Source organism: Janthinobacterium sp. TB1-E2, from assembly GCF_036885605.1.
GTDB classification, from domain to species: Bacteria; Pseudomonadota; Gammaproteobacteria; order Burkholderiales; family Burkholderiaceae_D; genus Janthinobacterium; species Janthinobacterium aestuarii.
Genome location: NZ_CP142523.1, coordinates 3,343,251 through 3,368,380 on the forward strand (window position 1 = coordinate 3,343,251; position 25,130 = coordinate 3,368,380).

Consider the following 25,130-nt stretch of genomic DNA (forward strand, 5'->3'; position numbering starts at 1 on the left):
GGCTGACTAAAAGGCATCACCTAAGCATAGCGGACGCGCAGCCTCTCACCACTTTACAAGCGCCCGTCGTTAGAGCCATGGATCGAAGTACGCGTAAGCAGAAGCCTTGCCTCCCTCATTGGCGCACCAAACCGTAACACGGCGCCTGACGTTGACAGCACCACAACCCAGCCGCCCTTGATTGTTATTTGATCAAATGGATTGGATTGATCCGAAACAAACGTCCAAACAGGTTCATGATTTTGCAGCGATTCCAAAACGACTACGCCGATTGAGCCGTGTTCCGCAGCCTCTCCGCACTTGACTATGTACTGACCACCATACAGCTCTTCTTGCGCCAGAATCGCGACATTGAGCCAACCGCCAAGCTCCTGTTTTTCATGTACTCTGGCCATCCAGGTTTCGTGCACTTCGTAGATGTCACCGTTGCTGCACACGAGGCCATTGTGGCTTCGCACCTCCTGGTTCCTCCACTTTATTGCCATCACTGTCATTGATTCCATATTTAGAAATGGGCGACTGCACGCCCCTGAATTAAACAACTTGTGTTCTTGCCCATCGCAAACTTATTCAACATCCGCTCTTGGCCAGATTCGGCATACGCAACTAGCCCTTTCTTTTGATCTTTTCACGTTGCAAAATCGACCTGCATTCGTCTTCGGTTGGCACGTTTTTCTCAATCAGTATGGTATGCCAGCCACCGCAATCAGGGTCAGGGCAGCCACACACAGTTGTTCGCACCGGGTGCTGGGTTAATCCATCGCGCTTTTGAATAGCATTAGTTCGTTCCTGACTCTTGATAAGGTGGACTAGCGCGCCTCGGCTCAAAAATTTTCCTGCCATGATTTTCCTCTAGGTGCTTGAACCCCACAAGACGTTAACGTTTGCAATGCCTGCTGTTGGCTACTGCCGTTGGCAATTCAAACCGGCGGGTCAATCCGCTGGATGCAGCACTTTACCCCAAATGGCTGGTCGCCTCATCACTTGGAGCATGTAAGCGGCCAGCGTAGCTTCTGCTTTGGCCAGACGCCAGATGGCATGTTGCGCCGATCATGATGGCAGCTCCATCGCAGGTGTTCTGCCGCAGTTGCCTCGGTCGGATGTGATGGCCCCGCTGTGCCCCCTGGTCGCGTTGCGCCAGGAGCGAATGTTATAGTGGCGAAAATTTATTTACTGAAAGAAACTGCCATGAAAAACGACGCAACCACTCGCCCGCAAGCAAACCAGGCACCTGTCAGGCTCAGCAAAGGGGACTTCGTCACCGTACTGCGCAAGCTGCTGCAAGACGAAGCAAAGGCCGGCAAGTCCAGTGTGGACGTACGCGCTGCGAACCTGCACACCGAGGTTGGCGTTTATCCGGCGCGCGGCCACTCGATGCCGACCTGTTGCACGGTGATGTATGAAGAGATGCAGCCGGGTGACGAGATACTGCTGACGCCACCTGGCGGCAAGGGAGCTACGCTGCTGGTACGGTATAAATTCCCTCGCTGATGCAGGCGCTGCAGTGGCAGCGAACCTATTGCCAAGTACCAATCGTCGCTAACTTATAACGTGCACAAGCAGGCGCTTCGCTGAGGCCACCTTGGTTGGATGGTGGCCCGCTTCAATAGTTTTCAAATATTTATATAAGCTCTTATATAAATAGTGCTACGATGGTTGCATGAAACCTGGACTGGGCACGCAATTAAGACATCTCATCGAACTGCTCGACGGCGCGGTCGAGCAGGCCTACGTGGAAGCGGGGCTCGATTACCGGCCGCGCTACACGCCGGTGATGCGGGTGCTGGCCGAGCAGCCGAGCGCGACCATCGGGGAGCTGGCGGCCCTGGGCGGCCTCACGCAGCCTGCCGCGACCCAGACAGTGGCTTTGATGGTGAAGAAAGGCCTGTTGACGGTGGCTGCCGGCGGCGAAGACGGCAGGCAGCGCGTGGTGCGCCTCAGCGCCGCTGGCGCAGCGCTGCTGCCGCGCCTGCGGTTGTGCTGGCAGGCGACCAAATCTGCGGCCGACAGCCTCGATGCGGAGCTGGCGTTTCCCTTGTCCGACTGCCTCGCACAGGCGATCGCCGTACTCGAGACGCGCTCCTTCGGCGCGCGCATCCACGATGGCAGGCTGCGCCTGGATGCCCGCTCTGACGCAGCGACGACAACACCTGGCGAGAAACCTGAATGATGCCGCCACGCACACTTTTTCACACAACGATCAAACGTTTCGCAGTCCAACTTGGAGGAATGTATGTCAGGTAGAAAGAAGCTTGCCGCAGCAATCGTATTGGGCACGTTGTTGTCGTTGCACGCCTTTGCGGCGGAGGACACCGCGTTGAACGCGGCCGATCGCACGGCGATCGTGCAGACACTGGCAGTGAAAATGAACGCGAATTACATCGAGCCAGCGGTGGCCGAACGGGTCGGCATTGCGATTACCAGGAAAAATGCCGAAGGAGGCTATGCGACCGCCGCCAACGTGAAGGCCTTCAGTGCGGCGCTGGCGAAGGACTTGCGGGAATTGAGCGGTGACTTGCATTTCGGCGCCGCGTTTTACGAAGGTCTTCGTGAGCGCAGCGGTGCCGATGAACTGCCTAGCCGCGCCAAGATTGACGAATGGCGCGACCAGACCGCGCGGCGCGGCTATGACATCGAGAAGATCGAACGCCTTCCCGGCAACGTCGGCTACATCGAGCTGCGCGGCTTCGGCGGACCGGAATTCGTCGCTGCGGCGTACACGGCGGCGATGTCGCTCATGGCGGGGACGGATGCGCTGATCCTCGACCTGCGCCGCAACGGCGGCGGCAGCCCGGCCAGCGTGGCTTACCTGATGAGTCATTTCTTCCCGTTCGGCGACGAGCGTCACCTGATCGACATGTACGATCGCCCGACCGGTACGACGCGGCAGTTCTGGACCGTGAAGACGGTCGCACAGCGTTACGACAAGCCGGTGTACGTGCTGACCTCGGCCCGCACGTTTTCCGGCGGGGAAGATTTCTCCTATGGCATCCAGGCGCAGAAACGGGGGACGGTGGTAGGAGAGACCACCGGCGGCGGTTCCAATCCCGTGAGCTGGTACAACGTAGGGCAGGACATCATTGTCGCGATTCCGACCGCGCGCACGACCAATGCCGTCACCAAAACCAACTGGGAGCATGTCGGCGTGAAGCCGGACATCGCCGTGCCCGCGGCACAGGCGCTGCAGACGGCGCATGTCGCCATCCTGCGCAACCTGGTGTCATCGGCCAAGGAGGGCAACGAGCGCAAGGAACTGCAGCGCGTGCTGGCGATGACGGAGAAGGGGGAGTCCGAGAAGCCGGTCTACACGCTCAGGGGCGAGCGTTGATATCGCGAAGCTGATCAAGTGCGTAGGTCGGATTAGCGGCGGCACGCCGCGTAATCCGACACTACTGAGCCAACAATGGCGTCGGATTACGCTACGCTAATCCGACCTACGTGTCCGACCTACGTGAATGATCGGAAATGGGCTGTGCGTTTTTGACGTCAACGCACGCCACGACGCCTCTGAAAACCGTCGCGAGCAAGCCCAATGTCGGGTTGAGTAGCGCAGCCGTACTTTAGTACGGCGAGCAACGCCGACCCGAGAGTGGGCTGCGCAGCAGGTTTGCAGTGCGTCCTTCACATCAGGTAGCAATACCATACTTGTGCTGCGTCGCCTCGTACTGCTGCTTGAGCGACTCGAGCTTCGGATGCTTGGGATCGATCTTGCGGATCACCTGCATCTGGTGTTGCGCCTGTTCGGCCAGCGGGGCTTCCCAGCCCAGCATGTTGAGCTGGCGCAGGATGGCGTCGACGGAGGCGAACAGCACGGGCAGGTTGCCTGGGGTTTTGCGCAGGGCCTGACGCAGCACGAATACGGCTCCCTTGAGCTCTCCGCTTTCCGACTTGCTGGCCGCATCCTGCATCAGTTCCTGTACCTGGTTCGTGATTTGCTGGCCCATGCCTTGCGCCAGGTCGTGGCGGCCCGCCTTTTCAAAGACATCGACGGCCGCTTCCATCGTCACGTCGCTGTCGGCTTCGTTGACGAGTTTCATCATGACGTCGGACGCCGCCTGTTCCAGGTTGTTTTTCAGGCAGCTTTGCACGAGGCCCACCTTCAGCTGCGTCGACAGGCCCCGTGCCGTGTCCAGGGCGGCGGCGGCCAGTTGCAGTTCGGTGGCGGCGGCGATGTCGTTGCCCGACAATTCATGCAGCATGGCGGCCGAGATGGCGCGGCACGCTTCCACGTTGGCGCCGCCGCGCAAGGAGCGCTCCATGTCGCGCAGCACGCCGCTCGCTTGCGGTGCATCGCCTTTCTTGACCAGCGTTTTGACCAGATTCACATGATCTTCGGGATCGCGGAATTCCGAGTATTTGGCTTTCGTCACCACCTGCTTGTAGGCCCGTTCGGCCGCGCCGATGTCGCCCGTGTCGAAGGCGATGCCGCCCAGGTGGCGCAAGCGGCGTACCATGTGCGGCGAGATGGCCACCGCGTCCTCGAGGATTTTCTTCGCCTGCAGCTGCTGGCCCATGGCTTCATGGTTTTGCGCCAGCAGGTCGTAGGCGGCCATGAAGCGGGGATAGACCTCCACCAGTTCCAGCAGCGCGTCCTGCGCCTCTTCGTGGCGCTGCTGTTCGAACAGGGTGCGCGCCAGTCCCAGGTGGGCCCAGGCCATGGGGCGGGTGGCCAGCATGTCGGCGTACAGCTGTTCCGCTTCCTTCCATTCGTCCAGGGCGATGTGCAGCTCGGCGCGCAGGCGGGCGAAATCGGCCGCCAGGCGCGGGTGCTGCAGTTCGGCTGCGCGGCAGCTTTTCACGGCTTCGCGCAAGTCGCCCTTGTCGATCAGCTGATAGGTCGGCAGGAAAATGGCGCGCCGCTCGATGGCGCGCGCGATGCGTCCGCTCAGCACGTCGACGGTGAACGGTTTCAATATGTAGTCGGACGGAGTCAGTTCGGCCGCGCTGATCACTTTGCTGTGGATGGCTTCCGAGGTCAGCATGATGAAGATCGTCCACAGGCCGATCAGCTTATGGTGGCGCAAGTCTTCCAGCAATTGCTGGCCATCCTGGCCGTCCGTGCCGCTGCCAAGATCGTATTCGCACAGGATGATGTCGAACGGTTTCTTCGTCAGCAAGCGGATGGCCGTGCCGGCATTGACGGCATATTCCACCTTGGTGATGGCAGCCTGATTCAGCATATTGTGCAGATTGCCCCGCATGCTGGGGTTCGGGTCGACGATCAGGACAGATAAGTCGCTAGTTTCTGGCATTGTTCAGCTCTCGTTCATCTGTTCGGTCATTTGCGGGAACTCTTCTTATATGTCTCGGCCTGGCAGTATTGTTTTTTATCAGCATACTGCAAAGCTGCCCGGCACTGCCAGCAAAATGCGTGCAATCGGGTGCGGGGCAGGGCGCAAGGCGCATCCGATGGCGCGCAGCGTTGTATTTCATGGCGCCGTTGTGCTGCGCGCCAGTGCCGACGCCGCAAATTCCAGCACATAGTTGACTAGCATGATAGTATCCTAATTACAACTAATGTTGGATGCCGCACAACCTTGCGGCCAGGCATGCGCAAGGCTGTACCGGGCGCTTTTCTTCTTTCTGGTGTCGATACCCGTATGCGTGTTCCTGATCTTTCTTCCCTGCGCCGCGTTGCCGTTCCCCTCGCATTTGGCGGCAACAGCGAACAGCAGCATACCTATTTTGCGGAATTGCACCGGGTCGGCATGGTCACGCAAGTGCTGGGCATCATCGCCTTCAGCTTGACGTGGCTGCTGATGCCGCCTACCTACCATCCGAACCTCACGCATGCCGTGCTGGCGCTGCTGGGCATGCTGATCAGCCTGGTCGTGCGCTACCGCTGCACCACCTTGCCCATGCTGACGATTACCGGCGCCTGCGCCGTGCTGGCCCTGACTTTCGGCTTGCGCACCATGGCCGACGCCGTCCAGCACGCCAGCTTCTGGGTCTTGCCGGTGGGCGTCTTCATGACCCTGGCCATCGCCTCCATCTTCAATGGCGGTCTCAGCTACCTGGCCGTGGTGGCCGGCGTTTGGTGGAACGTGGGCCATGGCCTGTATCCCGTCAACGAGGGCTTGCCCGACCAGTCCTGGGCGCCCTTGATGATCGCCGTCAGCGTGCTGTTCGGGCTGGCACTGAATGTCAGCTTCAGTTTATTGCGTTTGCGCAACTATCACTCCAAGGTGGAATTGACGCGGCTCGCCTTCCAGGACAGTTTGACGGGTTTGAACAACCGCCGCATGTTCACGCAGCGCGCCCAGCAGATGCATGGCGCAAGCCATGGCGGCATGCTGCATTTCCTGATGATCGACATCGACAATTTCAAGATCATCAACGACCAGCAGGGCCACGATGCGGGCGACGCGGTGCTCGTGCGCACGGCCGCCGTCATCGCGGACAAGGCCCAGGGCCATCTGTGCGGCCGCCTGGGCGGCGAGGAATTCGGCATCGTCTACGCGGGCGACCGGGAAGACGCGCGCGCCTTTGCAGGCTCCCTGGTCGAAGCCGTCAGCCAGGCTTTCCTGGCAGCCCAGTTCGTGTCGATCAGCGTGGGCGTGGCCGAGCTGGACCGGAACAAGGAGCTGGGCCACAGCTACCGGCTGGCCGACGAGGCCCTGTACCTGGCCAAGCGGCAAGGCAAGAACCGCTATGTGATCGCCTGATGACCGGCTGAGGGTGTTGTTGCAGTGTCAAAAACTGCCGCTGTGAGGGGCAAAACGGTGGCAAAGGGCCAAGTTCCGGTCATAAGGCAGGGGTAAAACGGGTATAATGCGCGCAAAGGAAATTTGCCGTACGAAAGATATTGTCATACCTACCTTTAACCCGCAGCCACGCTGCATCAACCACCTTCCAATCATGTTGATACTGCCGGGTTCCAATGCCCTGTCCGTTTTCCGTAGCCACCGTCTGTTAAGCCAACTGCAAGCCGTCTCGCCTGCGATTGTTGCCGTACAAGCACGCTATGTCCATTTCATCGATGCCAGCGCGCCTCTCACCAACGACGACAGCACGCGCCTTGGCGCCTTGCTGACGTACGGCGAGCCGGCCCAGGCTGACAATACGGAAGGCGCTGCCGAAGAATTCTTCGTCATCCCCCGTTTCGGCACGATCTCGCCGTGGGCTTCGAAAGCCACCGACATCGCGCACAACTGCGGCATGGCGCACATCAAGCGCGTCGAACGCGGCATCGCTTTCCGCATCAACCTGAAATCGGGCATCCTGGGCAGCGCCATCGGCGCCGGCAAATTGACGGACGAGCAGGTACAAGCCGTGGCCGACCTGCTGCACGACCGCATGACGGAATCCGTGCTGCGCAGCGCCGACGACGCCAAGGACCTGTTCCGCACCCTGGAAGCGCGCCCGCTCGAATCGATCGATTTGCTGGGGCAGGGCAAGGTCGCGCTGGAAACGGCGAACACGGAACTGGGCCTGGCGATGTCGGAAGACGAAATCGACTACCTGGACGCCGCCTTCACCAAGGCCGGTCGCAACCCGACGGATGTGGAACTGATGATGTTCGCGCAGGCGAACAGCGAGCATTGCCGCCACAAGATCTTCAACGCTGACTGGACCATCGACGGCGTGGCGCAACCGAAGTCCCTGTTCGGCATGATCAAGAATACGCATGAACTGCAGCCGAAGGGCACCGTCGTCGCTTACAGCGACAATTCCTCGATCATGGAAGGTGCGACCGTCTCGCGCTTCTACCCGCGCGGTGCAAACCACGAATACGCGGCGTCGACGGAACTGACGCACACCCTGATGAAGGTGGAAACGCATAACCACCCGACGGCGATTTCTCCATTCCCCGGTGCCTCCACAGGCGCGGGCGGCGAGATCCGCGACGAAGGCGCAACGGGCCGCGGCGCCAAGCCAAAAGCTGGCCTGACCGGCTTCACCGTCTCGAATTTGTCGCTGCCGGACGCCGTGCGCAGCTGGGAAACGGCCGCTTCCGTGACGGCGCCGCTGGCTGGCCGCACAGATGCGGACCAATACGGCAAACCGGAGCGCATCGCGTCGCCCCTGCAAATCATGATCGAAGGCCCGCTGGGCGGCGCCGCGTTCTCGAACGAATTCGGCCGTCCCGTATTGGGCGGCTACTTCCGCACGTATGAACAGAACGTCGGTACAGATAAAGACGCCGTGTTCGGCTACCACAAGCCGATCATGATCGCTGGCGGCATCGGCAATATCTCGGCGCAGCACACGCACAAGAACGACATCCCCGTCGGCAGCCTGCTGGTGCAGCTCGGTGGCCCGGGCATGCGCATCGGCATGGGTGGCAGCGCCGCCTCGTCGATGACCACCGGCAGCAACACGGCCGACCTGGACTTCGATTCCGTCCAGCGCGGCAACCCTGAAATGGAACGCCGTGCCCAGGAAGTCATCAACGCCTGCTGGCAAATGGGGCTTGACAATCCGATCATCTCGATCCACGACGTGGGGGCGGGCGGCTTGTCGAACGCGTTCCCGGAAATCACCAACGACGCCAAGCGCGGCGCGATTTTCGACCTGCGCAAGGTGCCGCTGGAAGAATCGGGCATGGCGCCGAAGGAAATCTGGAGCAATGAGTCGCAGGAACGCTACGTTCTCGCCATCGCGCCGGAAAGCCTGCCACTGTTCAAAGCCATGTGCGAACGCGAACGCTGCCTGTTCGCCGCCGTGGGTGTGGCCACCGAAGAGCGTCAACTGAAACTGATCGACACGGAACTCGGTAACGAGCCGGTCGACATGCCGATGGACGTCTTGCTGGGCAAGCCGCCGAAGATGCAGCGCGACGTGGTCCACGTGGCCAACGATTTCCCTGCCATCGACCTGACGGGCATGGATTTGAAGGACGTAGCGCAAAAAGTGCTGCTGCTGCCGACCGTGGCCGACAAATCGTTCCTGATCACCATCGGCGACCGCAGCGTGGGCGGCATGACCGTGCGCGACCAGATGGTGGGACCATGGCAAGTGCCGGTGGCCGATTGCGCCGTCACCACCATGAGTTTCGAAGGCTACCTGGGTGAAGCGATGGCCATGGGCGAACGCACGCCGCTGGCCGTCATCGACGCCGCCGCCTCGGGCCGCATGGCCGTGGGCGAAGCCGTCACCAACATCGCCGCCGCAGCAATCAGCGATATCTCCGACATCAAATTGTCCGCCAACTGGATGGCCGCCTGCGGCCAGCCTGGCCAGGACGCGGCCCTATACGACACGGTAAAAGCCGTGGGCATGGAACTGTGCCCGGCGCTGGGCATCAGCATCCCCGTCGGCAAGGATTCGCTGTCGATGCGCACGACGTGGAAAGACGAAAGCACGGGCGCGGCGAAATCCGTCACGTCGCCAGTATCGCTGATCGTTTCCTCGTTCGCGCCAGTGACGGACGTGCGCAAGTCGCTCACGCCGCAACTGAAAACGGACAAGGGCGAGACCTCGCTGATCTTGATCGACCTGGGCCGCGGCAAGAACCGCCTGGGCGCCTCGGCGCTGGCGCAAGTCATGGGCCAGTTGGGCAATGAAACGCCGGACGTCGACAGCGCGGAAGACCTGAAAGGCTTCTTCGCCGCCATCCAGAAATTGAACAGCGACGACAAGCTGCTGGCCTACCATGACCGTTCGGACGGCGGCCTGTACGCCACCCTGACGGAAATGGCCTTCGCCGGCCACACGGGCATGTCCGTCAACCTCGACATGCTGACCATGGAAGGCGAGCATTCGAGCGACTGGGGCGACGCCAAGAACTGGGCCGGCCAGGTAGCGGAACGCCGCAACGAACTGACCCTGCGCGCCTTGTTCAGCGAAGAGCTGGGCGCCGTGATCCAGGTGCGGGCGGAAGAAAAGTCGCTCGTCATGGACGTGCTGCGCACGTTCAACCTGGGCGCCTGCAGCCATATCATCGGTAAATTGAACGACCGCGACGTGATCGAATTCACGCGCGACGCCAAGCTGATTTACACCCAGCCGCGCGCCGAACTGCATCGCCTGTGGAGTGAAACGAGCTGGCGCATCGCTCGCCTGCGCGACAATCCTGCGTGCGCGGACGCCGAATACGACCGCTTGCTGGACGTGCAAGACCCGGGCATGTCGCCTATCGTCACCTTCGACCAGAACGAGAACATCGCCGCGCCATTCATCGCCACCGGCGTGCGTCCGCGTGTCGCCATCCTGCGCGAGCAGGGCGTCAACTCGCACATCGAGACGGCCTACGTGATGCACCAGGCAGGCTTCACGGCCGTCGACGTGCACATGAGCGACCTGATCGCGGGCCGCGTGAAACTGGACGACTTCCAGGGCGTCATCGCCGTGGGCGGTTTCTCGTACGGCGACGTGCTGGGCGCCGGCGAAGGCTGGGCGAAAACGATTCTGTTCAACGCCAGCCTGGCGGAACAGTTCGCGCGCTTCTTCAACCGCACGGACAGCTTCGGCCTCGGTATCTGCAACGGCTGTCAGATGATGAGCAATTTGAAATCCATCATCCCCGGCGCCCACGCCTGGCCCAAGTTCACGCGCAACAAGTCGGAGAAATTCGAAGGCCGCTTTGCCATGGTCGAAGTGATGGATTCCCCATCGATCTTCTTCAACGGCATGGCCGGCACCCAAGCCGGCATCGCCATCGCCCACGGCGAAGGCTACGCCGACTTCTCGCAAACGGGCGACATCACCCAAGTCACCAAAGCCATGCGCTTCGTCGACAACAAGGGCGCCGCCACGGAAGCCTATCCGTACAACCCGAACGGTTCGCCGGAAGGCATCACCTCCGTGACCACGCCCGACGGCCGCTTCACGGTGCTGATGCCGCACGCTGAACGTGTGTTCCGCAGCGTGCAACAGTCGTACCACCCTGAGGCGTGGGGCGAGGATTCGCCGTGGATGCGCATGTTCAGGAATGCGCGGAAATTTGTGGGGTAATTCAGCTATTTTCGGCGCGGCGCCTTGGTTAAGGGCGCTGCTGCTGGGGTGGGAATGAGAAAGCCGCTGTCGGGAGACAGCGGCTTTTTTGTATTGTAGCTATGTGGAATATTATTTTTATTAATCGAAGGGTGAATTGTTGATTTTATTTAATATTTTTTTCGAACTAAATGCAGCGTATTTTTCAAATATTCTACGTAGCGCTTTTTCTCTCTGTTTTGCTGATGATGACTGTATGCATCTTTGAAATATTGATGAAATTTCTTGATTCTCCTCATCTTCGATCCCTATCATGAAAAAACTATTACTTTCGATAGTGGCTAGGCATGTTACTGCATCGCTAAATCCCTGCGCCTCATCGTCAACGTCGAGCGGAAATTGGTCGTATCTGAAAAGCCCGGTATCCACTAAATACTCATGCCATTTTTTCTTGGATGGGGAGATTTTGGAAATTTTTATCAAATCAAAATTTTCAATATTCAGCAAATATTTCCCATCTTTAATCCAGTTTGGGTGGAGAACGCTTTCATAAAATGATTCAATATCGCTAATCACTTCAATCGAAGCTATTTCTTTTTCCGCATCAACTTTGTTTGATGATATATATAGACTTTTCACTAAATCCTCAAGTTTTTGACTTGATGTTCTTATGCCAGATATTAGCTGGTTAGTAACGTCCATTTGTGCTGCAATTTCTCTTGATCTTAGTAAATCAAAAAACATCCCCGCCCATTGCTTTCTGAGATGATTTTCTATTCCCTGGAAATTATCGAATCCTTCGATAGCATTGTTTGTAGGATTTCTTCTGACCTCATCAATGAACTTAAAAATATCTACTGCATGTTCTTGCTTCTCTATTGCTGGATATTCAATATTTGCTGCAAAAGCATGCTTTTTATTTTTCTGATATAGATTGTGATTTGATAGTAAATTATTTTTAATGTAAGTAAATACGGGCATGTTTGTTTGCCGTGCTGCAGAATACTCGGCATTGGTAATGGATTTGCTCTTATCCGAGACATACTCTCCGCCGAATCGCCCGCCTATTATTAGGATAAAAAGATGACAATTTGAAACTTCATGAATGCAGGACTCATGTGTGTGAAACTCTGGTTTGTAAAAAACGTCACCATGTTCACTTAAGATTGGGTCAAATCCATATGATCTCACAAACCTAGTTAATTGCTCTCTTATTTCACCAAGATCGAAACATGTTGAACTAATAAATACTTTTGGAGTTGCCATAATGTGAGTTGGGGAAATTGGTTAAGTGAATATTTGTATTTCTATTTTACAGCGTATGTGAATTTAAATATTTAATTTTTAATAATTAATTTTTTGCATTCCTTATTGGTGCAGATTTCATTACAATCCCTTCGCCATCCCCACAATCACCGCCGCCGCCGGCACCAGCAAAAACTGCGCAATCAGCGTTCCTGCCAATCTGTTCCCAACCAGTCACACCACCGCTCGCCGGAACTGCGATTCTTCGATCTTGCCTTCGATGACGTCATCCGTCATGCCCGACATGTGCGGGTCGATGAAGACGGCCATCATGATGGTGGCGCCGCCGTTGATGATTGATGATTGATGAAAGCGTGCTGGAGGTGACGCGCACGCTGGGGTCGAGCACGCCTGCGTACAGGGCCGCGGTGTAAGGTGGACAACGATGCGCCCACCGTCCAAAGGGCCGTGGCGATGACGTTCATGGCGTAAACGGGCCCAGAAAAGAGTTCGAAGTGCGCGACAGCAACATCAAAATGCTGAACAGCGCCAGCGACACGGCGATGCGCCGCGTGCGGATGCCAGCGATGCGCACGGAGTAGGCGAGCGTGCCGATAATGTGGATGATGAACGTCAGTGCGCAAATCAACAGCAATTGCTTGTCCATCACAACCTTGCAGTAAAGAAAATATCATTCCATGCTGCCATGGAGTTACTTATTTTTCAACTGCAAATGAGATAATTTTATGTTATTGGGGTTTTGTGGTGGTTTGTGTGGAGTTGACTGAATTTCACCCCAAGGCAGAAATTGGGGTCAGACCCGACGGGTCTGACCCCGGCCTTTGCCTGTGGGTGAGATAAATGCCGCCAGTGAGCGTCTGACTGGTTTCCTTGCTTGTATTTCAAGCTTGCACCCTCAACTATCCTAGGTAGCGGCACGACTTGCCGCTCGACATGAACCAACCAACCCGGAGGTACGCCATGAGTTTCGATTCCTTTCTGTCCAAACTGAAGACCAAAGCCAGCGAACTGAGAACCGAAGCACTGAAGTACAAGAACAAGGATTTCCTGAATGCCGCGATGGCGGGATCGGCCCTGATCGCGATGGCGGATGGCAGTGTCAGTGCGGAAGAGAAGCAGAAGATGGTGAAGTTTATTGAAAGTAATGATGCGCTGTCGGTGTTTACCACCACGGACGTGATCAAGGCGTTCCAGGAATATGTCGGGCAGCTGGAGTTCGACAAGGATATCGGCGAAGCCAAGGCGTATCAGGCGCTGGGCAAGATGAAGTCGAATGTGGAGGCGTCGCGCTTGCTGGTGCGCATGATTATCGCCGTCGCTTCGTCGGACGGTAATTTCGACGCCAATGAGCAGCGCGTGGCCAGCAAGATCGCGCGCGAACTGGGCTTGAATCCAGGCGAGTTCGAGCTGCAGTAACTTTCAAGCCAGCCGGCCACGGCTGGCCAGACTTAACTCTTGTCCCACCACGGCGGCGTGCCCGACGACCAGGGGCACGCCGTTTGCACTTCGCTGATCCTGTAGCGGATCTCGATCACCTGGCCATGGTGAAACGGACCGCGTCTCCAGTCGCCGGAATCAAAGACGTAGCTTTTGCCCTTGATGCAGTGGTGGTTCGGATTGTTGCCAATGGGGCCGGTCGAGTGCAGGGTGACGCGCACTTCGCCGTTGGCGTCCAGCGGGGCGTCGCCACCCATGAAGAGGGGATCCGAGCCGATGTCGCAGACAGTGGTGCTACCTATCTTGCTGCAGTGCTTGATATACGTTTGCTGGCGCGCATTGGCCAGGTAATCGTCATGCCGCATCGGCTTGCCGTCGTCATAGGTAAAGCGCAGGACGACTTGCGTGGGCTCGCTGGCAGGATGGCGCGTGGTGCTGGTGCACGCGGCGCTGACGAGGGCCATCAAGGGCCAGGCCAGCAGGCGCAGGCCGCCGCGCAGCACGGTGAATATCGGATTACTGCGAGGTGTCTGCATTGCGCTCCATGGGCCGTTGCCATTCGTTTAAGGAATTTGGCGGCGATGATAGCACGCGATGGCAGCGCCGGTGCCTGCCGCGCCTGTACGCCGCCTCAACGCGACGCCAGGCCGATGTTTTGCACGTGGGAAGGCACGATGCCGCCGCTCGATACCTTCTGCGACGGTACCACCATGACCAGTTCGCCATCGACGCTGCCGTCATCGTTATGGTTGATGCGCACCTTCATCTGGCGGTCCAGCGCGACGAAGGCGTTGTGGTCGGTGGCGACGATGCGGTGCTCTTCCTGTTTGCCGATACGCGCATACTTTTCAGCGCCGGCGAGGCGCAGTTCCAGGGTGTCGCCATTCGACAGATCATAGACGCCGACGAATTGCTTGAAATCCCGGCGCATCATGTAGCGCGGGTGTTCGGGCACATCGATGCGCAGCATGTTGCCCGGCACGGTGACAGTGTGCTCGGGCGGCAGGGTTTGCGCGATGGCTGCCGTGCTGGCGGCGGCGAGGCACAGCAGTGTGCCCAGGATGATGGTTTTCATGTTGTTGTCCTCGTTGGTTGATGGCCTCTGGCGCGTGATGCGGGCGGGCATAGGGCAGGAACCAGTCTAGGCACAGGTTTGGCGCTGCGCATCGTTCATTCGGTGGAGACGGCCTTGATATTTTGCGTGGTAGGCCATCGCATGGCGGTGGTTTATGCACTAGCGCGCAGCGTGATTCATTTCTTGCAGCACCTTCTTGCATAACTCGCCGTATCCCACGCCAGTGCCGCGTTTGTGTGCGGCCAGGTCATATCTGGCGCTGATGTCGTCCCAGGCCACGCTGCCGGGCAGCGGGCACAAGGCATCGTCGAGATCCATTTCGAAGTGGATGAAGTGGCCGTCGGCACTCAGCAGCTTGCCGTACACGGCGGGCATGCCGGGGTAGGCCAGCCGCAGGTCGAGCATGAGGGCCGCGCTCAGCGCCACGCCATGGCTGGCCGCGTACTGGCACAGGGCGTCGGGCAGGGGACGGGCGCGCCACCAGGCCGCCGTCTGTTTGATGGCGGCCAGGGTCAGCGCGTTTTGCTGTTGGACAGAATATTGTCTGCTCATGGCTGCCACCCATGCTGAAGGGGACTTGCTGCCTTAGCGCGATGCCAGGCCCATGCTTTGCACGTGGGCCGGCACGATGTCGCCGCTGGCCAGTTTTTCGGCCGGCACCAGCATCAGCACTTCGCCGCCCACGCTGCCATCGTCGCGCAAGTCGATGCGCATGGCCAGCTGCCGGTCGAGCGCCACGAAGCTGTTGTTGTCGGTGGCGACGATGCGGTGTTCTTCCTGACCATCGATGCGCGCATACATGATGGCGCCGATGCTGCTTGCATTGCGCAGGTAGAGCACCTGGCCGTTCGCCAGCTCATAGCCGCCGCGGAACGGGGCAAACCTTTCCGCAGTCATGAAATGTTTGTGTACCGGCATTTCGATCGTCTGCAGGCGTCCGCCTGGAACGACGACGGTCTGGCTGTCGGGAAGCGACTGTGCATTTGCCAGCAGGGCGCAGACGCCCAGGGTGCCGGCCAAGATCCATGTTTTCATTTTTCTACCCATCCTTGAACTTTGGTGCCGTCCGCTGCCGGCGCGGCGATATTGTTGTCGATATCAGGAAAAGCGAACCGGCTGGTCCGTACGCGTTGTGGTGACACTGGCAAGGTGCGGGCGACCGGTCTTGCCAGTGTAGGCAGGCAAGTTGTCCTGTACATCATCCGATCGGATGAGACAGCCTCATGCGTCGAGCACGGCCAGATGCGCGGTCGCGCCGTGGATCAGCGCGATCAGCTCGCCCTGGCGCCGCGTGTCCGTTTTCAGGTAGGTGTGGTGCAGATGCGTCTTGACGGTGTTGACGCTGATGCCGCTGCGCGCGGCGATTTCCTCGATGGTGGCCCCTTGCGCCAGCTCCTTGCCCACCAGCGCTTCGGCTTGCGTCAAGTCGAACAGCTGGCGCAAGGCGGGGACGGACGTGCTCGCCTGTGTGGGATCGCGTGCAATCAGCAGCGCACATGGAGGCTGGCAGGCGGCGAGCAGGGTGACGGTCAGAGCCAGCGGCGTTTGCTGCTTGCGCGCCAGGCGCAGCGACTGGCATTGCGGCGCGCCGCCGGCGCTGGCGATGACGAGGCGCACGGCACGCACGAGGGCGGGCGGCACAGCGTGCGCCAGTTGCGCCGCATGCAGGGCGTGGCCGGCGGGCGTGGCGAAGCGCAGCCCGAGGCCCGCGTCGAGCACCAGCACGGCAGCGCCCATGGCGTCGAGCGCCGCCAGCGCGCATCGGCTGGCCAGTTGCGCCTCGCGCAGGCGCTGCTGCAGGCACAGGGCGCGTTGCAGATGCGGCAAAAGTTCCTGCCATTGCCGGCTGTTCAGGGCGGCGCTGTCGAGCTGCGGCCAGTTGTCCGTGCCGCAAGCCGTCTCGTACAAGGCGGCAATCAGTTTGCCCACATCCGCGCTACCTGTGCCCATGCTTGTCCCCATAGCCTGATTAGATCAGCGTGCCGCAGGCGTGCAGGTGCGGAACTGGGTAAGGGCGTTGTTGCGCAGCGATCCGCCCCGCCTTTGTGAGGAGGGGCTGGCCGCTGCCATCTGGCCTGGGCAACTATCAAGATAGTACAAAGACATCAGTGCTGCAATGGTTTGCAATAATATGGTTGGATAGTGTTCTGTAGGAAACTTGCACGGGCAAAACACGTCCATGATGTAAGATTCGCACTATGACCGATTTTACATTTGCCGATAGCCCATGAGTTCAATAATGATTCCCGACGTCGCCCTCGTCGACAATACCGAACAACGCACACCGCTGGTGCTCGTGCTGGACTGCTCCGGCAGCATGGATGGCGAGCCCGTCGCCCTGCTGAACGAAGGTCTGGCCTTGCTGGAACAGGAACTCAAGTCCGACGTGATCGCCGCCAAGCGCGTGCGCATCCTCGTGATTCAATATGGCGCCCACGATGAAGCCGTGGTGGCCAGCAACTGGTGCGATGCCATGGATTTCACGGCGCCCCGGCTTGAAGCGAACGGCACCACGCCGACCGGCGCGGCCGTCGAGCTGGCGCTGGCCGAGATCGAGCAGGAAAAGCAGCGCTTCCGCCAGGCGGGCGTGGCGTACACGCGGCCGTGGCTGTTTTTGATGTCGGACGGCGAACCGACGGACCGCTGGCAGCACGGCGCCGAGCAGGCGCGCGCGGCCGAGCAGGCCAATAAAGTGGCGATCTTCCCCATCGCCGTGGGCGACAACGCGAACATCGATTCCCTGGGGCAGTTTTCCAGTCGTGGCGAACGCGGCGTGAAGCAGCTGAAGGGCTTGCAGTTCCGCGAACTGTTCCTGTGGCTGAGCGCCAGCATGCAGGTGGTGTCGCAATCGCGTCCCGGCGCGCAGGCGCAACTGGCCTCGACGGACGGCTGGTCTGTCGTGAGCACCTGATCGATGGCAGCAGTGCAAGCAACACAGGATTCCTGGCGCACGTTTGGCGCCTCCGTCACGGGCAAGGCGCATCTGGATAAAGACATCCCTTGCCAGGATGCGCATGCGCACGCCGTCGTGGGCGACGTCCTGGTGGCCATTGTCTGCGATGGCGCCGGTTCGGCCAGGCTCAGCGAGCAGGGCGCACAGTTTGTTTCCGCGCAAACCGTGCAGGCGCTGGCCGGACGGCTGGAGCAGGGCGCCACCGTGCAGGATTTACATGACGGCGCGTTGGCAGGCGCCCTGGCGCAGATCCGCGCCGCGCTGGACGATATCGCTCGCGCCGCCAACGCCACTCTCGACGATTACGCTGCCACAGTCGTCGGCGTGGTCATGGGGCAAGATACCGGCTTCTTCTTCCACCTGGGCGATGGCCTGGGCGTGGCGCAACTGGGCGATGGCGGCGAACTGATCTCGCTGCCCGCCAACGGCGAATACGCGAACGAAACATACTTTATCAGCGGCGAACGCTGGCGCGAACAGCTGCGCCTGCTGCCAATACCCCAGTCCGTGCGCGGCGTCGTGCTGATGTCGGATGGTTGCATGCCCTTTTCCATGAGCAAGAACAATGCGGCCTTGTACGCGCCGTTCATGGATGCCGTGCAAGGCTATCTGCGCACGGTCGAGAGCATCGAACTGGGCAATGAAGCACTGGCATCCACCCTGGCCGACCCGCGCACGCACCAGATCACGGGCGACGACAAGACCCTGTTGCTGGCTTTGCGCGCATGAGCCGGAAGCAGGGCGTGACACCGGGCCTGAGTCCGGGTGGAAAAATCTGGCTCGACAAAGTCCGTAGCCTGGTCTTGGGCAAACTCATCAAGAGCGGCGGCGCGGGCAGCGTGTATCTGCTGCCGGGCGCGCCCACGCAGGTGGCCAAGCTGTACCACCCGCACCTGGACCGGGCCGCCAACCGGCGCAAGCTTGAAGCGATGCTGGAACTGACGCCCAAACTGCCCGATCAGTTGGAAAACGGCAAGCGCTACGTGCAGATCGCCTGGCCGCAAGCGGCCGTGTTCGACGGCCAGGGCGGCTTTGCAGGTTTCGTCATGCCCTTGCTGGACATGGCGCAAACGGCCGAGCTGGAACAGATCATGCAGGAGCGGCAAGCGCGCGCGGCCGGCTTGCCCACGGGGCTCGGACCCAAGCTGACCCTGGCCGCCAACCTGGCCGCTGTCATCGATGCGCTGCATCAACAGCAGCATTACGTGGTTGATCTGAAACCCGTGAATTTGCGCTTTTACCGCGATTCGCTGTACATCGCCATGCTCGATTGCGACGGCTTCAGCATCCAGGGCCATGCCGAGCGTTTTCCTGCCGAGCAATTCACGGCCGACTACCTGGCGCCGGAATTCCAGCGCAAGGGCATGCCGGCGGGCACGGAAATGGCGCAAGACCGTTTTGCGCTGGCCGTCGTCATCTTCCAATTGCTCAACTTTGGCATCCACCCGTACAGCGGGCGGCCCGGCAATGCGCAAGTGGCGACCGATATTCCCGGGCGCATCCGCGACGGCTGTTATGCGTATGGCGTCAAACGCCACAAGCAGCTGGCGCCGAACGCGACCAGCGGCCATGCCTTGATGCCACCCGAGCTGCGCGCCATGTTCGACCGCGCGTTTTCCCAGTCCCCCAAACCGCAGCGGCCCTCGGCGGCCGACTGGGCGCAGTTGCTGCGCGGCTATGCGCAGCGCAGCGACGGCAAGCTCGTCGTGTGTGGCGTGAATGCCGAACACCAGCATTTCGCGGGCCTCGGCTGCGCGGCCTGCGCGCGCGACAAGGTCATCGTCGCGGCCGGGCAGGCGTCCGTGCTTGCCCAGCAGCAGATACTGGCGCAGTCCCAGCCGCAGCAGCGCAGCGCGCGCGGCGCGCACCATACGGCGCCGGGGCAGGCGCCCGTGCGGCTGCCTGCAGGCGGTGCGCAGGTCAAGGCGGTTGGCATTTCCGGCAAGGGCTGGGCCGTGGTGGTGCTGCTGATCGTGCTGTTTCTGATCGGCTTTACGGCCTGGACCTCGTCGTCCGATGAAGTGACGGACAAGGCCAGCCTGCAGGCGCAAGCGGACCAGGCGGCTGGCCTGGAAGTATTTCGCTGGCGCACGCGCAAGGCGGCCGGTTTCCAGCCGTCCGATGCGCGCAAGGCCGTGCGCAGCCTGTCGCAAGCGGTCAGCAAGGGCGACGACGACGCTGTTACGCGCGGCTTGCAGCTGTTGTACCGGGCCGGCGAAGGAAAGCCGTCCACCTACGCTGGCGACCCGATGCGCGTCCGGCTGCGCACCACCTTGATGGAAGGCCTGGGGTCGATGCCGGGCTACGCCCCCGAATTGTCGGATACGTATCTCGACAACTTGCAAGCCGACCCGCGCGACTATCTGGCGGCGGCGGCCATGGGCCGCATGTACCTGAGCCTGGACGAACCGCAGGCGGCGCGCCAGTATTTCGAGCAAGCCGTGTGGGCACGCCCCACCGATGGCGTAGCCTGGCTGGGCATCGCGGCCACGGCCCTGCTGCGCGGCGGCGATGAGCGCGATGCCGTGAATCTGGTGGCGCTGGCGCAGCTGACGGCTTACCGTTATGCCGTGCAGAACGCCTTGCCGACGGAACCGGGCGGACCGGCCGACAACGGCGTCGCTCGCACGATGCAGCGCATGGACCTGAACGCCAAGGTGTTGCGCCTGGCTCAGGGGTGGGATTACCAGAAACGCTGGGACAAGGTGCTGGCCGAGGGCGCGCTGTTGGCGGCCAAACTCAAGGCCATGCCGCCCTTGCGCGACCAAGTCGGCGGCGTGCAGCGCGACACGATGACGACGGTTGCGTATGGCGTGCTGGACGAAAAGCACGCAACGGGTGAAAACCGCCTGACCCTGACCATCGCGGCCGACGGCACCCTGACCTATGCGGCGGCCGAGTTGCCGATGGAGCCGATGCTCAACAAGGTGCTGCTCGATAGCGTCAAGCGCTGGACTTATTTGCCGGCCGTGCAGCACGGTCAATTGCTGGAATCGAAGGTGGTGGTGCTCGTGCGCTACCGCGATGGCCGGGTCAGCTTTGTGCCGGGCGGCGTGGCCGTCACGGCGGAAAATTAGAGGAATGCCATGAAAATCAAGACCTTATGCGCCGTGCTGGGCGCGTCCTTATTGTGGCCCGCGTTGTCGCAGGCGGAGATCGTTCAACGCCAGGTGGTGACAGCCATCGCCGGCGAGCAGGATAGCGAAGGCGCCGACGTGCTGACCGTGGCCGCGAACACGGCTTGCGGCGGCCGCCAAGTGCGCATGGATGCGCGCTCGGTCGGGCTGGACGATGGGCCATACGAAGCGATGAAAGCCCGGCTGGCCAAGCAGATCCGCAGCAAGACGCCCATGCTTGTCACATTGAAAAAATGCCCGGACGATGCGAGCGTGCCCATCGTGCGGCAGATCGCCGCCTGCACGCCAGCGGCCTGCGCCGATGGCCGGGCGCGGCTGTACCTGCACGAGCGCTTCTTCCCCATCGAGCAGGAAAAGGCGCCGAACGTGCTGGTCTTGCCTTTGCCAAAAGGCAAGCTGCCGGGCACATGGAAGGTGGAGATTTACAGCGTGGCGGGTCACAAGCTGCGCCTGTCCGGCCAGGTCAACCACGCCGATTATGCGCAAGGCGAGCTGGTGGGCGGCTACGTCACGTATTACCCGAATGGCAAGACCGAGAAACAGGTGGCGCAGGATGGGCAGGGCCGTCAGCATGGCATCGGCAGCAAGTATTTTCCCGATGGCACGCTGGAGCTGCGCGGTGACTGGCGCCATGGCTTGCCAGAAGGCGAGCATCAGCGCTATCACGCGACCGGCAAGTTGAGTGAAACGAGCATCTACCGCGACGGCAAGCAGCTCGACGGGCCAGTGCAGACGTTTGATGAAAATGGCAAGCTGAGTAGCAGCTACACTTTGCGCGGCGGCAAGATGGAAGGCGAGATGCTCACATACTTCCCTGATGGAAAAATCTCCAGCCGCGCGGAAATGCAGAACGGTAAGTTCAATGGCGTGAGCACGAATTACTACCCGGATGGCGCCGTGCAAGCCAGGATGACGCAGGTTAACGACTTGCCCACGGGCGAGGCAATGGAATTCTATGCGGACGGCAAGGTGAAAAGCCGCCAGCAATATGGAGACAAGGGCGGGCTGCTCAGTATCCAGCGCTACAGCCCTCAGGGCGTGCTGGTGCTGGAACGGAAATGGGATGCACAACTGCGCGAACAGGGCACGTCGCGCTCGTGGTACGAGAACGGCAAGCCGGAACAAGCCATCGACTACGTGAACGACCGGCGCGACGGCTGGAGCCGCAGCTGGCACGAGGATGGCAGTTTGAAGGGCGAATGCCAGTACGTGGCCGGCAAGGCCCAGGGCGGCTGCGGCGAAGCGCCGCCAGCGCCGGAACTGCAGCGCAAGGAGCAGGCATGGCGCGCCTTGTGAAGCATGTGCTGCTGGCAACGCTGCTGTGGCCGGTGCTGGCCCACGCCGAGATCGAACAGCGGCAAGTAGTCAGCGCCATCAAGGCGACGCCCGACGGCGATGTGCTGACCCTGGCCAGCGACAGCGGCTGTGGCGGCAGGCAGGTGCTGATGGATGCCGTGTCCGTGGGCCTGGACGCGCAGCAATACGCCGCCATGAAGCAGCAATTGGCCAAGCTGATACGTGACAAAACGCCCTTGTTGATGCGTATCAAATTCTGCCCTGCGCCGGGTAATGTGGGTGCGCTCGCCATGCCGGATGTTGGCAAGCTGGGCGGCTGCGAGCCGCAAGCCTGTGCCGATGGCAAGGCGCGCTTGTACCTGAATCACAATCTGACGCGCGGCGAAGTCAAGGAACATGCGCGCTATGCGCTGATCGTCCCGCTGCCGCCAGGCAAGACGCCCGGCACCTGGCAAGTCGAGGTGGTGCACGCGCGCGAAGGCGAGCCGAAGCGGCTGATTGGCCAGGTCAACGATCCCGATTACCTGCGCGGCAAGCTGGTGGGCAACTACAGCATGTACTACCCGCATGGACAGCTGGAAATGCAGGTGGAGCAAGATGGCCGCGGCGTGCAGGAAGGTGTGCAGACCCTGTATCGTCCTGACGGCCAGATTTCCATGCGCAACACGTGGCGCAATGGCGTGCAGGAAGGCGAACAGCGGACCTACCACGATACGGGTAAGCTGAACGAGGCCAGCCAGTACGTGAACGGCGCCCGCGCCGATGGCGTGGTGGGGTCTTTTGATAAAGACGGCAAGCTGCGCACGCGCATGACCCAGGTCAAGGGCCAGACGGAGGGCGAGCTGCTGCTGTTCTATCCGGATGGCACGGTGGAAAGCCGCAGCCGGTACGAGAACGGCATCCAGTCAGGACCGAGCACCGGCTACTTCCCGGATGGCAAGGTGCAGCGTACAACGCAGTACGTGGACGACAAGCCCGTGGGCGACAGCGTCGAATATTATCCGGATGGCAAAGTGGCCAGCAAGCGCACGCACAGCGGCCACTTCGTCTTGCGCAGCGAGCAGCGTTTCAGCCGGGCTGGCGTATTGATGGTGGACAAGCAGTGGAATGCAGGCGGGCGCGAGGAGGGCGCGTTGCGTTCCTGGTTTGCCGATGGCAAGCCGCGGCAGCTGATCGAGTATATCGATGGCGAGCGCCAGGGCTGGACGCGGCACTGGCGTGCTGACGGTAGTGTGGAAAGCGAGTGCCGTTATGTGGCGGATGAGGCGCAGGGGGAGTGCACGGGGGCGTCCGCGAAGATGTCGTACACGGAGGATGGAATTGAGTTTGAGATGCCGGAGCAGTGAAGCATGTCAATTAACCCAAGACAAGGACTGGGGTCAGACCCGTCGGGTCTGACCCCGGCTCTTTGCCTGAGGGTTCGGTGATGCTATCGGCTTACAAATAGTCTAGGACTGAGGCGTAACATTAGCGGTGCGGCGGCGTCAGCACGCTGGCGATCGCCTTCGGCAAGGTCTCAGGATAATCGCGGCTGAAGTGCAGGCCGCGGCTTTCTCGGCGGGACAGGGCGCTGTTGACGATCATTGAGGCCACGTCGACGAGGTTGCGCAGTTCCAGCAAATCGTGCGTGATGCGGAAGTTGCGGTAGTACTCGTCGATTTCCTCTTTCAGCAGGGCGATGCGGTGCTGGGCCCGTTCCAGGCGCTTGGTCGTGCGCACGATGCCCACGTAATTCCACATGAAGCGGCGCAGCTCGTCCCAGTTGTGGGAAATCACCACTTCCTCGTCCGCATCCGTGACCCGGCTTTCATCCCAGTCGGGCAGATACGGCGTGCCCAGCTTTTCCTTGCTTTCGATGTCTTGTGCGCAAGCGCGGCCGATGACGATGCATTCCAGCAAAGAGTTCGACGCCAGGCGGTTTGCGCCATGCAGGCCCGTGCATGCCGTCTCGCCGACCGCGTACAGGCCCGGCAAGTCGGCGCGCCCTGCCAGGTCCGTCACGACGCCGCCGCATGTGTAGTGGGCGGCCGGTACGATGGGGATAGGCTGCTTGGTGATGTCGATGCCCAGTTCCAGACAGCGCGCGTAGATGGTCGGGAAGTGTTCAATGAGGAATTCGGCCGGCTTGTGGCTGATGTCCAGGTGCACGTAATCGAGGCCGCGTTTCTTGATCTCGAAGTCGATGGCGCGCGCCACCACGTCGCGCGGCGCCAGTTCGGCCCGCTCGTCGTGGGCCAGCATGAAGCGCGTGCCAGCGGCCGCACCCGCTTCAGGCGGCAGTTTCAGCAAGCCGCCTTCGCCACGGATGGCTTCGGTGATCAGGAACGATTTGGCATACGGGTGGTACAAGCAAGTCGGGTGGAACTGGATGAATTCCATGTTCGACACGCGGCAGCCGGCGCGCCAGGCCATGGCGATGCCGTCGCCGCTGGCCGTGTCAGGATTCGTTGTATATAAGTAGACTTTGCCGGCGCCGCCCGTGGCCAGCACGGTGTGCTCGGCGGCAAACGTCAGTACTTTACCGGTTTGCTCATCCTGTACGTACAGGCCGTGGCAATGCGGTTGCGCGTTGCGCTGGGTCGGCTTCATGCCCAGCTTGTCGGAGGTGATCAGGTCGATCGCGCAATGGTGTTCGAACAGGCTGATGTTCGGGTGGGCGCGGACTTTTTCTTCCAGGGTCACTTGCACGGCGTGGCCGGTGGCGTCGGCCGCGTGGATGATGCGGCGTTGGCTGTGTCCGCCTTCGCGGGTCAGGTGGAAACCCAGTTCGGCCGTGGCGTCGCGCGTAAACGGCACGCCTTGCTCGATCAGCCATTCGATGGCTTCACGGCCGTGCTCGACGATGTAGCGCGTGGCGCTCTCGTCGCACAGGCCGCCGCCGGCGATCAGGGTGTCTTCGATGTGCTGCTCGTGGCTGTCGCCCGAGTCCAGCACGGCCGCGATCCCGCCTTGCGCCCAGTTGCTGGCGCCATCGAGCAGCGCGCGTTTGGAAATGATCGCGACGGTGCGCGTCTCAGCTAAATGCAGTGCAACCGATAAACCCGCCAGGCCACTGCCGACAATCGCTACATCAAATTTCATGACATTTATC

Annotated in this window: 21 protein-coding genes and 1 pseudogene; 11 read left to right on the forward strand and 11 right to left on the reverse strand. The window is 60.6% G+C overall.

Annotation, left to right across the window (positions count from 1 at the left end):
* Positions 1-53: 53 nt before the first annotated feature.
* Positions 54-395, reverse strand: coding sequence for a hypothetical protein (locus OPV09_RS14820; protein WP_338678598.1), 342 nt, complete (start codon positions 393-395; stop codon positions 54-56).
* A 793-nt stretch (positions 396-1,188) separates the two neighbouring features.
* Here OPV09_RS14820 and OPV09_RS14825 point away from each other — a divergent pair.
* The 3 genes from OPV09_RS14825 to OPV09_RS14835 all read left to right on the forward strand — a co-directional run bounded on the left by OPV09_RS14825 (position 1,189) and on the right by OPV09_RS14835 (position 3,328).
* Positions 1,189-1,491 (forward strand): HNH endonuclease, encoded by a 303-nt coding sequence (locus OPV09_RS14825; RefSeq protein WP_070301846.1) that lies wholly within the window; start codon positions 1,189-1,191, stop codon positions 1,489-1,491.
* Between the two features lie 169 nt (positions 1,492-1,660).
* Positions 1,661-2,170: a MarR family winged helix-turn-helix transcriptional regulator gene (locus OPV09_RS14830; protein ID WP_219330379.1), complete on the forward strand. Its 510-nt coding sequence runs from the start codon at positions 1,661-1,663 to the stop codon at positions 2,168-2,170.
* A 63-nt stretch (positions 2,171-2,233) separates the two neighbouring features.
* Positions 2,234-3,328 carry a S41 family peptidase gene (locus OPV09_RS14835; protein WP_338678599.1) on the forward strand — a complete coding sequence of 365 codons (1,095 nt, stop codon included), beginning with the start codon at positions 2,234-2,236 and terminating at the stop codon, positions 3,326-3,328.
* Between the two features lie 298 nt (positions 3,329-3,626).
* On the opposite strand, the gene OPV09_RS14840 is transcribed toward OPV09_RS14835, so the two are convergent.
* Positions 3,627-5,252, reverse strand: coding sequence for a tetratricopeptide repeat-containing response regulator (locus tag OPV09_RS14840; protein ID WP_034748563.1), 1,626 nt, complete (start codon positions 5,250-5,252; stop codon positions 3,627-3,629).
* Positions 5,253-5,600: 348 nt separating this feature from the next.
* On the opposite strand from OPV09_RS14840, the gene OPV09_RS14845 reads away from it, so the two are divergent.
* Together OPV09_RS14845 and purL are read left to right on the forward strand one after the other, a co-directional pair.
* Positions 5,601-6,665, forward strand: a complete 1,065-nt coding sequence (locus OPV09_RS14845) for a GGDEF domain-containing protein (protein WP_338678600.1) — start codon at positions 5,601-5,603, stop codon at positions 6,663-6,665.
* A 193-nt stretch (positions 6,666-6,858) separates the two neighbouring features.
* A complete protein-coding gene (purL, locus tag OPV09_RS14850) occupies positions 6,859-10,896 on the forward strand; it encodes a phosphoribosylformylglycinamidine synthase (protein WP_338678601.1) in 4,038 nt (1,345 codons plus the stop codon).
* A gap of 120 nt (positions 10,897-11,016) precedes the next feature.
* Here the strand turns inward: purL and OPV09_RS14855 are convergent, their stop codons facing one another.
* The 3 genes and pseudogenes from OPV09_RS14855 to OPV09_RS28415 all read right to left on the reverse strand — a co-directional run.
* Complete coding sequence (locus tag OPV09_RS14855) at positions 11,017-12,141, reverse strand: DUF4062 domain-containing protein (RefSeq protein WP_338678603.1); 1,125 nt, start codon at positions 12,139-12,141, stop codon at positions 11,017-11,019.
* Between the two features lie 213 nt (positions 12,142-12,354).
* Positions 12,355-12,453: a lipid II flippase family protein gene (locus OPV09_RS28410; protein ID WP_425323990.1), complete on the reverse strand. Its 99-nt coding sequence runs from the start codon at positions 12,451-12,453 to the stop codon at positions 12,355-12,357.
* A gap of 157 nt (positions 12,454-12,610) precedes the next feature.
* A pseudogene (locus OPV09_RS28415) lies at positions 12,611-12,787 on the reverse strand (lipid II flippase family protein); the annotation flags it as partial.
* 314 nt (positions 12,788-13,101) lie between these two features.
* Between OPV09_RS28415 and OPV09_RS14865 the strand changes: the two are divergent.
* Positions 13,102-13,557, forward strand: coding sequence for a tellurite resistance TerB family protein (locus OPV09_RS14865; RefSeq protein WP_338678604.1), 456 nt, complete (start codon positions 13,102-13,104; stop codon positions 13,555-13,557).
* Between the two features lie 32 nt (positions 13,558-13,589).
* On the opposite strand, the gene OPV09_RS14870 is transcribed toward OPV09_RS14865, so the two are convergent.
* The 5 genes from OPV09_RS14870 to OPV09_RS14890 all read right to left on the reverse strand — a co-directional run bounded on the left by OPV09_RS14870 (position 13,590) and on the right by OPV09_RS14890 (position 16,603).
* On the reverse strand, positions 13,590-14,114 hold the full coding sequence (locus OPV09_RS14870) for a hypothetical protein (RefSeq protein ID WP_139248273.1): 525 nt from the start codon (positions 14,112-14,114) through the stop codon (positions 13,590-13,592).
* Between the two features lie 95 nt (positions 14,115-14,209).
* Complete coding sequence (locus tag OPV09_RS14875) at positions 14,210-14,653, reverse strand: hypothetical protein (protein ID WP_072453729.1); 444 nt, start codon at positions 14,651-14,653, stop codon at positions 14,210-14,212.
* A 159-nt stretch (positions 14,654-14,812) separates the two neighbouring features.
* Positions 14,813-15,205: a hypothetical protein gene (locus tag OPV09_RS14880; protein ID WP_338678605.1), complete on the reverse strand. Its 393-nt coding sequence runs from the start codon at positions 15,203-15,205 to the stop codon at positions 14,813-14,815.
* 33 nt (positions 15,206-15,238) lie between these two features.
* The gene (locus tag OPV09_RS14885; protein ID WP_338678606.1) at positions 15,239-15,688 is read right to left on the reverse strand and encodes a hypothetical protein; all 450 of its coding nucleotides are present in this window, start codon (positions 15,686-15,688) and stop codon (positions 15,239-15,241) included.
* 186 nt (positions 15,689-15,874) lie between these two features.
* Positions 15,875-16,603: a helix-turn-helix transcriptional regulator gene (locus tag OPV09_RS14890; RefSeq protein ID WP_338678607.1), complete on the reverse strand. Its 729-nt coding sequence runs from the start codon at positions 16,601-16,603 to the stop codon at positions 15,875-15,877.
* A gap of 277 nt (positions 16,604-16,880) precedes the next feature.
* On the opposite strand from OPV09_RS14890, the gene OPV09_RS14895 reads away from it, so the two are divergent.
* Genes OPV09_RS14895 through OPV09_RS14915 form a run of 5 tightly spaced genes read left to right on the forward strand, consistent with a single transcriptional unit; the run spans position 16,881 to position 23,385 of the window.
* Entirely contained in the window at positions 16,881-17,564 is a 684-nt protein-coding gene (locus OPV09_RS14895; protein WP_072453725.1) for a vWA domain-containing protein, read from the forward strand.
* Between the two features lie 3 nt (positions 17,565-17,567).
* Positions 17,568-18,335, forward strand: a complete 768-nt coding sequence (locus tag OPV09_RS14900) for a PP2C family serine/threonine-protein phosphatase (RefSeq protein ID WP_338678608.1) — start codon at positions 17,568-17,570, stop codon at positions 18,333-18,335.
* The gene (locus OPV09_RS14905) at positions 18,332-20,683 is read left to right on the forward strand and encodes a hypothetical protein (RefSeq protein ID WP_338678609.1); all 2,352 of its coding nucleotides are present in this window, start codon (positions 18,332-18,334) and stop codon (positions 20,681-20,683) included. Before OPV09_RS14900 ends, OPV09_RS14905 begins: the two co-directional genes overlap by 4 nt.
* Before the next feature lie 9 nt (positions 20,684-20,692).
* A complete protein-coding gene (locus OPV09_RS14910) occupies positions 20,693-22,039 on the forward strand; it encodes a toxin-antitoxin system YwqK family antitoxin (RefSeq protein ID WP_070301822.1) in 1,347 nt (448 codons plus the stop codon).
* Positions 22,024-23,385 carry a toxin-antitoxin system YwqK family antitoxin gene (locus tag OPV09_RS14915; protein WP_338678610.1) on the forward strand — a complete coding sequence of 454 codons (1,362 nt, stop codon included), beginning with the start codon at positions 22,024-22,026 and terminating at the stop codon, positions 23,383-23,385. Before OPV09_RS14910 ends, OPV09_RS14915 begins: the two co-directional genes overlap by 16 nt.
* A 121-nt stretch (positions 23,386-23,506) precedes the next feature.
* Here the strand turns inward: OPV09_RS14915 and nadB are convergent, their stop codons facing one another.
* Complete coding sequence (nadB, locus tag OPV09_RS14920) at positions 23,507-25,120, reverse strand: L-aspartate oxidase (RefSeq protein ID WP_219330298.1); 1,614 nt, start codon at positions 25,118-25,120, stop codon at positions 23,507-23,509.
* Between the last annotated feature and the right edge of the window lie 10 nt (positions 25,121-25,130).

Bases quoted from the DNA above. Each gene is read 5' to 3' on its own strand.
- OPV09_RS14820 (WP_338678598.1), bottom strand. From the start codon at position 395: ATGGCCAGAGTACATGAAAAACAGGAGCTTGGCGGTTGGCTCAATGTC.
- OPV09_RS14825 (WP_070301846.1), top strand. From the start codon at position 1,189: ATGAAAAACGACGCAACCACTCGCCCGCAAGCAAACCAGGCACCTGTC.
- OPV09_RS14830 (WP_219330379.1), top strand. From the start codon at position 1,661: ATGAAACCTGGACTGGGCACGCAATTAAGACATCTCATCGAACTGCTC.
- OPV09_RS14835 (WP_338678599.1), top strand. From the start codon at position 2,234: ATGTCAGGTAGAAAGAAGCTTGCCGCAGCAATCGTATTGGGCACGTTG.
- OPV09_RS14840 (WP_034748563.1), bottom strand. From the start codon at position 5,252: ATGCCAGAAACTAGCGACTTATCTGTCCTGATCGTCGACCCGAACCCC.
- OPV09_RS14845 (WP_338678600.1), top strand. From the start codon at position 5,601: ATGCGTGTTCCTGATCTTTCTTCCCTGCGCCGCGTTGCCGTTCCCCTC.
- purL (WP_338678601.1), top strand. From the start codon at position 6,859: ATGTTGATACTGCCGGGTTCCAATGCCCTGTCCGTTTTCCGTAGCCAC.
- OPV09_RS14855 (WP_338678603.1), bottom strand. From the start codon at position 12,141: ATGGCAACTCCAAAAGTATTTATTAGTTCAACATGTTTCGATCTTGGT.
- OPV09_RS28410 (WP_425323990.1), bottom strand. From the start codon at position 12,453: ATGATGGCCGTCTTCATCGACCCGCACATGTCGGGCATGACGGATGAC.
- OPV09_RS14865 (WP_338678604.1), top strand. From the start codon at position 13,102: ATGAGTTTCGATTCCTTTCTGTCCAAACTGAAGACCAAAGCCAGCGAA.
- OPV09_RS14870 (WP_139248273.1), bottom strand. From the start codon at position 14,114: ATGCAGACACCTCGCAGTAATCCGATATTCACCGTGCTGCGCGGCGGC.
- OPV09_RS14875 (WP_072453729.1), bottom strand. From the start codon at position 14,653: ATGAAAACCATCATCCTGGGCACACTGCTGTGCCTCGCCGCCGCCAGC.
- OPV09_RS14880 (WP_338678605.1), bottom strand. From the start codon at position 15,205: ATGAGCAGACAATATTCTGTCCAACAGCAAAACGCGCTGACCCTGGCC.
- OPV09_RS14885 (WP_338678606.1), bottom strand. From the start codon at position 15,688: ATGAAAACATGGATCTTGGCCGGCACCCTGGGCGTCTGCGCCCTGCTG.
- OPV09_RS14890 (WP_338678607.1), bottom strand. From the start codon at position 16,603: ATGGGCACAGGTAGCGCGGATGTGGGCAAACTGATTGCCGCCTTGTAC.
- OPV09_RS14895 (WP_072453725.1), top strand. From the start codon at position 16,881: ATGAGTTCAATAATGATTCCCGACGTCGCCCTCGTCGACAATACCGAA.
- OPV09_RS14900 (WP_338678608.1), top strand. From the start codon at position 17,568: ATGGCAGCAGTGCAAGCAACACAGGATTCCTGGCGCACGTTTGGCGCC.
- OPV09_RS14905 (WP_338678609.1), top strand. From the start codon at position 18,332: ATGAGCCGGAAGCAGGGCGTGACACCGGGCCTGAGTCCGGGTGGAAAA.
- OPV09_RS14910 (WP_070301822.1), top strand. From the start codon at position 20,693: ATGAAAATCAAGACCTTATGCGCCGTGCTGGGCGCGTCCTTATTGTGG.
- OPV09_RS14915 (WP_338678610.1), top strand. From the start codon at position 22,024: ATGGCGCGCCTTGTGAAGCATGTGCTGCTGGCAACGCTGCTGTGGCCG.
- nadB (WP_219330298.1), bottom strand. From the start codon at position 25,120: ATGAAATTTGATGTAGCGATTGTCGGCAGTGGCCTGGCGGGTTTATCG.